Origin of the sequence: Winogradskya consettensis, assembly GCF_018332715.1 — a bacterium.
In the GTDB taxonomy this organism is placed as follows: domain Bacteria; phylum Actinomycetota; class Actinomycetes; order Mycobacteriales; family Micromonosporaceae; genus Actinoplanes; species Actinoplanes consettensis.
Genome location: NZ_BOQP01000016.1, coordinates 78,143 through 89,498, shown reverse-complemented (window position 1 = coordinate 89,498; position 11,356 = coordinate 78,143). Strand labels below are relative to the sequence as shown.

Sequence of the window (11,356 nt, the reverse complement as noted above, 5' to 3'; positions counted from 1 at the left end):
CACCATGTCGCGCTTCATCCACCTGACAGCGGCCGGGGTGAGCGTGCTGCTCGACTGCGGCGGCCCCGGCCTCCCTGAGATCGTGCACTGGGGAGCGGCCCTGGGTGCGGCAACCCCGGAACAGCTGGCCGGCCTCACCCTCGCCACGGCACCCCAGCCGATCGGCTTCTCGATCGACGGCACCCCACCGGTGTCGATCGTCCCCGCGCAATCCGCCGGCTGGCTGGGCCACCCCGGCCTCTCCGGGCACCGTGACGGCCGCGCGTGGTCCCCCGCCTTCACCGTCACCGACCTGCACACCGGCACCGGCCACCTGACCGTCGAGGCGACCGACGACACCGCGGCGTTGCACCTTCAGCTGGAGCTCGAGCTGGACCCCAGCGGCATCCTCCGCACCCGGGCGACGCTGACCAGCACCGCGCCGGGCACGTACTGGCTGGACGATCTCCTGCTGTTCCTCCCGGTCCCCGAGACCACGACGGAACTGCTCGACTTCACCGGTCACCACCTGAAGGAACGTTCCCCCCAGCGCACAGCGTTCACCCACGGCCTGCGCATGCGCGAGAACCGCACCGGCCGCACCGGCTACGACTCGGCGTACGTCCTCTGCGCGGGAACCCCCGGTTTCGCCAACCGCACGGGCCAGGTCTGGGGCATCCACACCGCCTTCTCCGGGGGTGCCCGTACGCTCGCCGAGCGCACCTATCACGGCCGCTCCACGCTCGGCGGCGGCGAGTTGCTGCTCCCCGGCGAGATTGGCCTGGGCGACGGCGACTCGTACACCACGCCGTGGCTCTACGGCTGTCACAGCGACACCGGCCTCGACGGCGTCTCCGACCGGTTCCACACGATGCTGCGCGCCCGCCCGCAGCACCCGCGCTCCCCACGCCCGGTGGTCGTGAACACCTGGGAGGCGGTCTATTTCGACCACGACCTCGACCGCCTGACCGAGCTCGCCGAACGGGCGGCGGACGTCGGCGCGGAGCGGTTCGTGCTCGACGACGGCTGGTTCGGGTCCCGCCGCGACGACACCTCCGGGCTCGGTGACTGGACGGTCTCCCCCGATGTGTGGCCGCAAGGGTTGCGTCCGCTGATCGACGTGGTGCGCGGGCTGGGGATGGAGTTCGGACTGTGGGTCGAGCCCGAGATGGTCAACCCCGACTCCGAGCTGGCCCGCGCGCACCCGGACTGGATGATGGCGGCGGGGGACCGGCTGCCCCCACCGGCGCGGTCCCAGCAGGTGCTCGATCTCGCCAACCCCGGGGCGTACGAACACCTCCGGGACCGGCTCGCAGCGCTGTTGCGGGACAATGACATCGCGTACCTCAAATGGGATCACAACCGCGACCTGGTCGACGCCGGGCATCCGCACAGCGGGCGGCCCGGGGTGCACGACCAGACCCTTGCGCTCTACCGCCTGCTCGACGAGCTGCGGGCCGCATTTCCGCACGTCGAGATCGAGTCGTGCTCGTCGGGTGGCGGGCGGGTGGATCTGGAGATCCTGGCGCGTACGGATCGGGTGTGGGCCTCGGACTGCATCGACGCGCACGAGCGGCTGGCGATCCAGCGGTGGACGAGTCTGCTCGTACCCCTGGAACTGATCGGGTCGCACGTGGGCGCCGAACGTTCGCACACGACCCGCCGGGCGTTGCCCCTCGATATGCGGGCCGGCTCGGCGATCTTCGGGCATTTCGGGATCGAGTGGGATCTGACCAGCGCGAAGCCGGCGGAGCGGGAACGGCTGGGTGAGTGGGTGACCCTCTACAAGGAGGTGCGGGGGTTGCTGCACAGCGGGGTTCTGGTGCACGCGGATCTGGCCGATCCGGCCTACGCCGTGACGGGTGCCGTGGCGGCGGACCGGACGGACGCGCTCTACGCGATCATCGCGTCGGCCACCAGCGACTCGTACCCGCCGGGGGTTGCGGCTCTGCCGGGGCTCGACCCGGACCTGGAGTACCACGTGCGCCCGCAGCCGCCCGGTGACGTGCCGGACGGGAACGCCGCGGCGTGGGGAGCGGCACTTCCCTGGTGTACGCCGGAAGGGGTGACACTGACCGGTCGTATGCTGGGCGCCGCCGGCCTGCGGATGCCGGTTCTCTATCCCGATCGCGTCCTCCTCGTGCGGGTGACGGCGACGGACAGGGTGACAGCGGTGGACAGGGTGACGGCGACGGACGGGACGGTGGCCGCGTGAGTGACGCCGCGGTGCGACCACGCCGCCGGGGTGCCCGGGAGCGCGTCCTGGACGCGATCCGGGCCGCCGAGCCGCTGAGCCGGGTCGAGCTGGCCACGATAACCGGGCTCACCGAGGCGGCCGTGTCGATGACCGTCCGGCGGCTGCTCGACGAGGGCATCGTGGTGGAGTCCGGGCTGGCGCCGACCGCCGGGAAGCCACGCCGGCTGCTGCGGCTCGATCCGGCCGCCCGCATCGCCGTGGGCGTCTACCTCGACGAGGACACCACGACCTACGTGCTCACGGGGCAGACCGGCGGGGTGCTGTCCCGCCTGGCCCGCCCGGCTCCGGACCCCGCGGACCCGGAAACCCTGAGCCGGCAGGTGCTCGCCGACGTCGAGCTGCTCTTCACCGGCGCCGGGGTGGAACGCGAGCGGTGCCTGGGGGTCGGCGTGGTCTGGCCAGGACCGCCGGGCGGCACTGCCCAGGATCTGGGTACGCGTCTCAGCGCCGCAACCGGCTGGCCCGTCCTCGTGGAGAACGACGCGACGGCGGCGGCCGTGGGCGAGTACTGGGTGGCCCGGGTCGGCCCGGAACAAGGGTTCGCGGCGCTCTACATGGGCAGCGGCATCGGCGCGGGGATCGTGCTGGAGGGCCGGGCCATGCGCGGCGGCCGCGGCAACGCCGGCGAGTTCGGCCACGTGTGCGTCCAGGTCGACGGGCCGCAATGCCAGTGCGGCAGCCGCGGCTGTCTCGAAGCCCTGGCCGGGCCGCGGACCGTGGTCGCCGCCGCACTCGCCGATCCGGTCGCGGCGGCCGAGGCCGGTCTCGACCCGGGCGAACCGCGACGCAGTGTCGTCGCGGATTTCGCCGCGGTGGCCCGGGCGGCGCGCGCCGGCGCACCGCGTTGCCGGGCGCTGCTGGAGGATTCCGCGCGCTATGTCGCCGCGGCGGCGGAATCCGTGCTCAATCTGCTCGACATCGATCTGGTCGTGCTGACCGGGCCTGGTTTCGCCGCTGCGTCCTTTGTATATGGTCCGGCCATCATGCGCCGGGTCGCGGTCGCGGATCGCCTCACCTGGCAGCGATCCGTGACCGTGACCGTCTCACTGGCGGCCGCCACGGCCTCAGCCACCGGCGCGGCGGCCCTGGTGCTGCAGTCCCATCTCAGCAGCCGCTGACGAGCACCAGGAGGTTGCCGCTGCGCCGCTGACCCGGCATTGAAGGGTCGCAGCTGCGCTGCTGGCCGGGCGCTGAGAGGATGCCGCTGCGCCGCTGACGGCGTACCCATCAGGCTTGAAGGTTCTTGATCCTGCGCTCGGGGTTGGGTGCGGCCTCGGCCAGCAGCTTGGTGTATTCGTGGCGGGGGTTGAGGATGACCTCGTCGGCGGGGCCGCGTTCGACGATCCGGCCCTGGTACATCACGAGGATGTCGTCCGAGAAGTGCCGCGCGGTGGCGAGGTCGTGGGTGATGTAGAGGACGGCGAGCTGCTCCTCGCGTTGCAGGGTGGCCAGCAGGTTGAGGACGCCGAGCCGGATCGACACGTCCAACATGGACACCGGCTCGTCGGCGATGAGGATGCCCGGTTCGGGGGCGAGCGCGCGGGCGATGGCCACGCGTTGACGCTGGCCGCCGGAGAGCTCGTGCGGGCGGCGGCGCGCGACCTCCTCGGCGGGGGTCAGCCGGACCCTTTCGAGCAGGTGCAGCACGCGTTCGCGTACCTGTGGGCCCGTCAGGTCGCGGTGATGCAGCCGGACCGGGCGTTCCAGATGGTGACCGACGCTGTGAAAGGGATTCAGGGAAGCATAGGGATCCTGAAAGACCATCTGCACGGTACGCCGATAGCGCGCAGCCGCAGCTCCCCGCCGCGCAACCGGCTCGCCGTCGACGAGGATCTGCCCGGTCGTGGGCCGTTCGAGCTGGAGCAGCAGCTTGGCGATCGTCGACTTGCCGCTGCCGCTCTGCCCGACGAGGGCCGTGGTGCGCCCGGGTTCCAGGGTGAAGCTGACGTCGTCGACGGCCACGAACTTCCGGTATCTCTTACCGATACCGCGGGCCTCCACTGTGGTCATGAGACGGTCCCCCGCACGAAGGAACCCCGGTCGCCGGTGAGACTGGGGAAGGACGCCAGCAGTTTCCTGGTGTATTCGTGGCGCGGCTCGGTGTAGAGCTGCAGCGCCCCGGCGAGCTCGACGATCTCGCCGGCGCGCATGACCGCGATCCGGTCGCTGATCTCCAGCAGCAGCGGCAGGTCGTGGGTGATGAAGATGACCGCGAAGCCGAGCTCGTCGCGCAGCCGGGTGAGCTCCTGCAGGATCTCGCGCTGCACCACCACGTCGAGCGCGGTCGTCGGCTCATCCATGATCATGACCTGGGGTTCCAGGGCCATCGCCATCGCGATCATCACCCGCTGGCGCATGCCCCCGGACAGCTCGTGCGGATACGCCGACAGCCGCGCGCGGTCCACGCCGACGCGTTCGAGCAGGTCCCCGCAGCGTTGCCGGCGTTCCTTGCGGCTCATCCCCGGCCGGTGGGTCGTGAAGATGTCCTCGATCTGGTCGCGGATCGAGATGACCGGGTTCAGGGAGTTCATCGCCCCCTGGAAGACCATCGAGATCGTGTCCCATCGGTACGCCCGGAGCTGCTCGGCGCCGAGTTCGTTCCAGTCGACCGGCGCACCGTCGCGAGGGTGGAACACGGCCCGCCCCGAGACGATGGACGCCGGCGGCTTGAGCAGGCGCACTATGCCGTACGCCAGGGTGCTCTTGCCGCAGCCGCTCTCCCCCGCCAGGCCGAGCACCTCCCCGCGGTGCAGGGTGAGCGACACGTCCCGGACGGCGTGCACGACCGGCTCGACCAGGTAGTCGATGCTGAAATTCTCGATCGTCAGCACCTCGGGCCCCGGCTCGGCCCCGTCGCTTTTCCGGTCGGGCTTCACAGCGTCGCCTCCTTGGCCTTCTCGAGCTGGGCGCGCGACATCCGCCAGCCACGCCGGGCGGCCCGGGTCTGGTCGCGCAGCTTCGGGTTGATGACCTCGTCGATCGAGAAGTTGACCAGCGACAGCGCCGCGCCGAAGAGCGCGAGCAGCAGCCCCGGCGGGATGAACCACCACCACGCCCCGAGCCGCAGCGCGAGCCCGTTCTGCGCGTAGTAGAGCATCGTTCCCCAGGTGAACGAGCCGCTCGCGCCGAGCCCGAGGTAGGACAGGCCCGCCTCGCCGAGGATCGCGAAGATGACGGCGAAGACGACCTGCGAGGCCAGCAGCGGGATCAGGTTGGGCAGGATCTCCACCCCGAGGATGCGCCAGCGCCGCTCCCCGGCGACCCGGGAGGCGAGCACGTAGTCGCGGTTGCGCAGGCTCAGCGTGTAACCGCGCAGCACCCGCGCCGAGCCGGCCCATCCGGTGAGGGACAGGACCAGGGACACCAGCAACAGACTCTTGTCGGGTACGTAGCTGGAGATCACGATGACCAGCGGGAGCCCCGGGATCACCAGCATGACGTTGGTGAACAGCGAGAACGCCTCGTCGACCCAGCCACCGGCGTACGCGCCGACGATCCCGAAGAACGCCGACAGCAGCAGCGTCAGCACGCCGACGACGGCACCGACCGTGAGCGAGCCTCGGGTCGCGTACGCGAGCTGGGCCAGCACGTCCTGCCCGGTCTGGGTCGTCCCGAGCCAGTGCCCGCCGCCCGGACCGGTCAGCCCGATGTCGTCGACCCGCGACGGGTCCTGCACCACCAGCGGCCCGAGCAACCCGAACAGCACGATGAACCCGCCGATGACCAGCCCGGCCCGCAGTTTGGCGGTCCGCGGCACCGGCACCCGCGCGCTCATGCCCGCGCCCTGGTTCGTGGGTCGATCACCGAGTAGAGGATGTCGACCAGCAGGTTCGCGCCCAGCACCGACAGCGTGATCACGAGGAAGATGCCCTGCATGAGCGCGTAGTCGTTGCCGCCGACCGCCTGCAGCAGCGCCGACCCGATCCCGGGGTACGAGAAGACCGCCTCGGTGACGATCGACCCGGCCACCACGAAGCCCAGTGAGATGGCGAACCCGGAGATCGACGGCAGCACGGCGTTGCGGGCGGCGTACCGGCGCATGATCCGGCCGGGCCGCAGCCCCTTGGCCTCGGCGGTGACCATGTAGTCGTCCGACAGCGTGGACACCATCATGTTGCGCATGCCGAGCATCCACCCGCCGAACGACGACAGGATGATCGTCAGCGCCGGCAGCGTGCCGTAGTAGAGCACCGAGCCGAGGAACGCGCCGTTCCACCCGGGAGTGACGTTGTAGACGTCGTACCCGCCGTTGAGCGGGAACACCGGCCACAGGCTGCCGAGGGCGAAGAGCAGGATCAACGCCAGCCAGAAGTACGGCACCGCCTGGAACATCGTGGTGACCGGGATGACGTTGTCGAGCCACGATCCGCGTTTCCACCCGGCGAGCGTGCCGAGGCCGACGCCGACGAAGAACGAGATGACCGTGGCCAGCCCGATCAGCCCGATCGTCCACGGCAGCGTCTGAGCGATGATCGTGGTGACCTGGGCGGGGAAGAACGTCACCGAGACACCGAGGTCGCCGACGGCCAGGTTGTGCAGGTAGCCGGCGTACTGCGACCACAACGACCGGTGCGAGTCCGTGCCGAGCAGCACCTCGATCGAGTGCCGGGTCTCCGGGGTCACCGGCCCGCGCTGGCCGAGCTTGGCCAGCAGCAGGTCGACCGGGTCACCCGGCATCAGCCGGGGGATCAGGAAGTTCACCGTCAGCGCCGCCCAGAGCGCGACCACGTAGAACCCGAGCTTGCGCAGGAAGTACCCCACGGCTACTTGACCGGCTTCAGGTTCACCATCACGACGCCGTTGTCCCACTTACGCCACGACGCGGGCAGGGCGTACTTGTTGTCGTTGGTCGGCCAGCCGGTGGCGTGGGCGGTACTGAACTCGGTCAGCATCGAGTTGACGTAGATCGGGATGTACGGCAGGTCCCGGACGATCTCGGTCTGGATGACGGCGTACTGCTGCTTCTGAAGGTTCTCGTCGTTGGTGGTCGCCGCGGCGGCGAGGGCCTTGTCGACCACGGCGTTGCGGTACCGCACGTAGTTACCGCTGGTGCCCGCGGGCTCGCCGACCTTGGCCGTGGTCGCGCTGGAGTAGTGCGGGCTGTAGGTGAAGTACGGGTTCGACGAGGCGCCGAGCCCGATCGAGTCCAGCGACAGCTGGAACTTGCCCTGCACCTGGTTGTTGTTCCACTCGTTCCAGGACAGCTGGGTCGGCTTGATCTCGATGCCGACCGCCTTGAGCTGCTGGGTCATGGCGTCGTTGAGCGAGATGAAGTCGCTCCACCCCGTGACGGTCTGGATCGTCATCGACAGCCGCTGCCCGGCCTTGCTCCGGATGCCGTCACCGCCCTTGACCCAGCCCGCCTGGTCGAGGATCTGATTCGCCTTCGCGGGGTCGGCCCCGGCCGGGGTGGTGACGTTGCCCGGGTCGGCGATCCACTTCTTGTCCCGCTCGGGCAGCAACATCGTCGGCGAGGCCGTCGCCGCGAACCCACCACCGGCCAGCTTGTTCAACTGGTCCCGGTTGATCGCCTGGTAGATGGCCTGCCGCACGGCGGGGTCGGTCTGCGGGCCGCTGCACCCCAGGTCCGCCCCGGCACAGGTGAAGATGGACGCGGTGAGCGCGGGCGTGTTCACGTACCCGAGATCCTTCTTGCCCTTGAGCAGTTGATCCAGGCCGGGCAGGAAGGAACTCATCCAGTCCACCTGGCCCGCCGTCAGCGCGGCGCTCGCGGCATCGGCCGTAGCCAGCGCGATGTAGCGGACCGACTGGATCTCGGGCTTGCCGGCCTGCCAGTAGGCCGCGTTCTTCTCGATCACATAGCTCTGCGGGCCGAAGGTCTTCAGCTTGTACGGCCCGGTGCCGACGGGATTCTGGTTGATGGTCTTCGACGGGTCGGCGACCTTGCTCCAGATGTGCTCCGGAATGATCGGCGTATCGCCGAGGATGCCGGCCTCCGTGGTGTAGGAGACCTCCGGAAAGGTCAGCACGGCGGTCTTGTCGTCCTTGGCAACGGCCGAGGTCAGCTTCATCCCGGTCCCGTTGATCGCCGGGGTCCGCCGGATCAGGTCGAACGTGAACGCGACGTCCTTGGCCGTGAACGGCTGCCCGTCGTTCCACGTCACCCCGTCGCGGGTGGTGATCGAGAGCTGCTTGCCGTCCGGGCTCCAGGAGAACGCGGTGCCGAGCATCGGTTGCGGCGCGGCTTCGGTCGCCAGGTTGTAGTAGTACAGGGCCTCGTAGATGAGCCCCGTCGTCGGCTGCAGGTAGGTGGGCGAGAACGGGTTCCAGTTCTCCACGATGGTCCCGGTGGACCCGTTGAAGACGGTGATGGCGCTGTCACCGCCGCCACCGGTGGTCTTGTCGCCGGAACAGCCGGTCAGAGCGATGAGCGTGGCAGCGACCGCCGCGGCGGCGAGCCCCGCCCGCCGCCGGGCACGAGTGACGAAATAGGACATCGGCATCCCTCGATCAGATCGCCACCGTCGGCAGCGAGCGAACTGGGCGGATCGCCTGCGCTCCCCATCGGACCCCGGCGCGAGGTTCACCTTCAACGGGACATTCTTAAGTGGCTTAAGCTTGTCGTGTCAAGAGCGGATGCCAGCTCGGCACCCATCGATCCCTATTTCGAAACAATCTCGCTGGGAGCGGTCCCACACTGTGGCCGTATATCGATGCTCGTCACCGACCGATAGGGTGTCAGGCGCGGGTGGCCCAGTCGCCGGGGGTTCAGACGCCGGGGGTTCAGACGCCGAGAGTCCAGTCACGGACCTCGGGCAGGTCCTCGAGGTTGTCGACCACGTAGCGCTCGTGCCGGGCCAGCTGGCTCTCGCACCAGGTCTTGAGGTCGGCGGCGCCGCGGGGCAGGCGTCCGCTGTTGTTGATGGCGTCGATCACGAGGTGGTAGCGGGACACCTTGTTGCGGACGGTCATGTCGAAGGGCGTTGTGGTGGTGCCCTGCTCGATGAAGCCGCGGACCCGGAAGCGGTCGGCGTCGGGGCGGCCGTGGACGAGCTGATGGATCGCGCCCGGGTAGCCGTGGAACGAGAAGACCACGTCGACCGAGTCGGTGAAGAGCTCGGTGAACCGGGTCCCGCTCATGCCGTGCGGGTGGTCCTTCGGGCGTACCAGAGTCATCAGGTCGACCACGTTGACGACCCGGACCCTCAGGCCGGGCAGCTTGTCCCGCAGGATCTGGGCCGCCGCGACCGTCTCCATGGTGACCACGTCACCCGCGCAGGCGAGGACGATGTCCGGGTCGGTGCTGTTGTCGTCGGTGCCGGCCCACTCCCACACACCCGCTCCGCGTTCACAGTGCTCGATGGCCTCGTCCATCGTGAGCCACTGCAGCTGCGGCTGCTTGTCGATGACGATCAGATTGATGTACGAACGCGAGCGGAAGCAGTGGTCCGCGACCGAGAGCAGCGTGTTGGCGTCCGGCGGAAGGTAGACCCGGGCGACGTCACCACGCTGGGTGAGCACCACCTGGATCAGTCCCGGGCCCTGGTGCGAGAAGCCGTTGTGGTCGTTGCGCCACGCCGTCGACGTGAGCAGCACGTTGAGGCTGGGGACCTTCGCCCGCCACGGCAGGTTCCTGGCCTCCTGCAGCCACTTTCCGTGCTGGACGGTCTGGGACGCGCTGACCATCGCGAACGCCTCGTAGGTCGCGAACATCCCGTGCCGCCCGGTCAGCGTGTACCCCTCGAGCCAGCCGTGACAGTTGTGCTCGGAGAGCACCTCCATCACCCGGCCGGCGCGGCTGATCTTCACGTCGGCGTCCGTGACGCTCTCCATGAAACCGCGATCGGAGACCTCGAAAACCGCGCCGAGGCGGTTGCTGTTCGTCTCGTCCGGGCAGAAGAGACGGAAGGTGTACGGGTTCCGCGTGTAGATGTCCCGCATCAGCTCGCCGAGTCTGCGCGTCGACTCGGCGCGTCCCGCTCCCGGGTCCTGCACGGCGACCGCGTAGTCCCGGAAGTCGGGGATGTCGAGGTCCTGCGTCAGCACACCGCCGTTCGCGTGCGGGCTGGCACTCATCCGCAGCTCGCCCCGGGGTGCGAGCTCGCGGATCGCGTCGACGGGCGCCCCGGTCGCGTCGAAGAGCTCCTCCGGACGGTACGACCGCAGCCACTTCTCCAGCAGCGCCAGGTGCTCCGGGTTGTCGCGGACCCCGGACAGCGGGACCTGATGCGAGCGCCACGAGCCGGTCACCTGGATGCCGTCGACCTTCTCCGGCCCGGTCCAGCCCTTCGGCGAGCGCAGGACGATCATCGGCCAGGTCGGTCGCACGCCGTCCCACGTGCCGTTGCGGGCATCGTCCTGAATTGACTTGATCTTGCCCCACGCCGCGGCCAGCGCGGCGGCGAACCGGTGGTGCATGCCCGGGATGTCGTCGCCTTCGACCTCGATCACGTCGTAACCGTGGCCCGCGAAGAGTGAGCGCACCTCATCGCGGGCCTTGCGGGCAAGCACCGTCGGACCGGCGATCTTCGCGCCGTTGAGGTGCAGGATCGGCAGCACGGCACCGTCGTGCTCCGGGTTGATGAAGGAGACGCCCTTCCACGAGCCCTCGAGGGGGCCGGTCTCCGCCTCGCCGTCACCGACCACGGCGATCGCGAGCAGGTCGGGGTTGTCCATGACCGCGCCGTACGCGTGGACCAGCACATATCCGAGCTCGCCGCCCTCGTGGATCGAGCCCGGGGTGGTCACCGAGACGTGGCTCGGAATGCCACCGGGCGCGCTGAACTGCCGAAACAGTCGCAGCATGCCCTCCTCATCCTGGCTCACCCGCGGATAGATCTCGCTGTAGGTGCCCTCGAGATATCCGGCCGCCACCAGTGCCGGGCCGCCGTGCCCGGGACCGGCGAGGTAGATCGCCTGCTGACCGGTCTCGCGGATCAGCCGGGACAGATGCGCGTAGATGAACGACAGGCCGGGGCTGGTGCCCCAGTGCCCGAGCAGCCGCGGCTTGATGTCGGCGGCGGTGAGCGGCCGGTGCAGCAGCGGATTGTCACGCAGGTAGATCTGCCCGATGGTCAGGTAGTTCGCAGCCCGCCACCAGGCGTCCAGCCGGGCGAGATCGGCCGCATCGGGCTCGGCGAGCGCATGCATCAGGTCGGG

Annotated in this window: 8 protein-coding genes; 2 read left to right on the top strand and 6 right to left on the bottom strand. The window is 69.5% G+C overall.

The annotated features are described in order from the left end of the window. The first annotated feature begins 4 nt into the window (after positions 1–4). Positions 5–2,194, top strand: coding sequence for an alpha-galactosidase (locus Aco04nite_RS16155; protein WP_212998031.1), 2,190 nt, complete (start codon positions 5–7; stop codon positions 2,192–2,194). Continuing rightward, complete coding sequence (locus tag Aco04nite_RS16150; RefSeq protein WP_244876038.1) at positions 2,191–3,354, top strand: ROK family transcriptional regulator; 1,164 nt, start codon at positions 2,191–2,193, stop codon at positions 3,352–3,354. Before Aco04nite_RS16155 ends, Aco04nite_RS16150 begins: the two co-directional genes overlap by 4 nt. A 109-nt stretch (positions 3,355–3,463) precedes the next feature. Here the strand turns inward: Aco04nite_RS16150 and Aco04nite_RS16145 are convergent, their stop codons facing one another. From Aco04nite_RS16145 to Aco04nite_RS16120, 6 genes are all read right to left on the bottom strand, one after another. Further along, positions 3,464–4,246 carry an ABC transporter ATP-binding protein gene (locus tag Aco04nite_RS16145; protein WP_212998030.1) on the bottom strand — a complete coding sequence of 261 codons (783 nt, stop codon included), beginning with the start codon at positions 4,244–4,246 and terminating at the stop codon, positions 3,464–3,466. Then, the gene (locus Aco04nite_RS16140) at positions 4,243–5,112 is read right to left on the bottom strand and encodes an ABC transporter ATP-binding protein (protein ID WP_244876037.1); all 870 of its coding nucleotides are present in this window, start codon (positions 5,110–5,112) and stop codon (positions 4,243–4,245) included. The genes Aco04nite_RS16145 and Aco04nite_RS16140 overlap by 4 nt, the downstream gene beginning before the upstream one ends. Next, the gene (locus tag Aco04nite_RS16135; protein WP_212998029.1) at positions 5,109–6,011 is read right to left on the bottom strand and encodes an ABC transporter permease; all 903 of its coding nucleotides are present in this window, start codon (positions 6,009–6,011) and stop codon (positions 5,109–5,111) included. Before Aco04nite_RS16135 ends, Aco04nite_RS16140 begins: the two co-directional genes overlap by 4 nt. Continuing rightward, positions 6,008–6,997 carry an ABC transporter permease gene (locus tag Aco04nite_RS16130; RefSeq protein WP_212998028.1) on the bottom strand — a complete coding sequence of 330 codons (990 nt, stop codon included), beginning with the start codon at positions 6,995–6,997 and terminating at the stop codon, positions 6,008–6,010. The genes Aco04nite_RS16135 and Aco04nite_RS16130 overlap by 4 nt, the downstream gene beginning before the upstream one ends. Before the next feature lie 2 nt (positions 6,998–6,999). Next, the gene (locus tag Aco04nite_RS16125; protein ID WP_212998027.1) at positions 7,000–8,694 is read right to left on the bottom strand and encodes an ABC transporter substrate-binding protein; all 1,695 of its coding nucleotides are present in this window, start codon (positions 8,692–8,694) and stop codon (positions 7,000–7,002) included. 286 nt (positions 8,695–8,980) lie between these two features. After that, positions 8,981–11,347 (bottom strand): phosphoketolase family protein, encoded by a 2,367-nt coding sequence (locus Aco04nite_RS16120; RefSeq protein WP_212998215.1) that lies wholly within the window; start codon positions 11,345–11,347, stop codon positions 8,981–8,983. Positions 11,348–11,356: the final 9 nt, after the last annotated feature.

Coding starts and splice junctions, on each gene's coding strand:
- Aco04nite_RS16120 (WP_212998215.1), bottom strand. CDS start 11,347: ATGCATGCGCTCGCCGAGCCCGATGCGGCCGATCTCGCCCGGCTGGAC.
- Aco04nite_RS16135 (WP_212998029.1), bottom strand. CDS start 6,011: ATGAGCGCGCGGGTGCCGGTGCCGCGGACCGCCAAACTGCGGGCCGGG.
- Aco04nite_RS16145 (WP_212998030.1), bottom strand. CDS start 4,246: ATGACCACAGTGGAGGCCCGCGGTATCGGTAAGAGATACCGGAAGTTC.
- Aco04nite_RS16125 (WP_212998027.1), bottom strand. CDS start 8,694: ATGTCCTATTTCGTCACTCGTGCCCGGCGGCGGGCGGGGCTCGCCGCC.
- Aco04nite_RS16155 (WP_212998031.1), top strand. CDS start 5: ATGTCGCGCTTCATCCACCTGACAGCGGCCGGGGTGAGCGTGCTGCTC.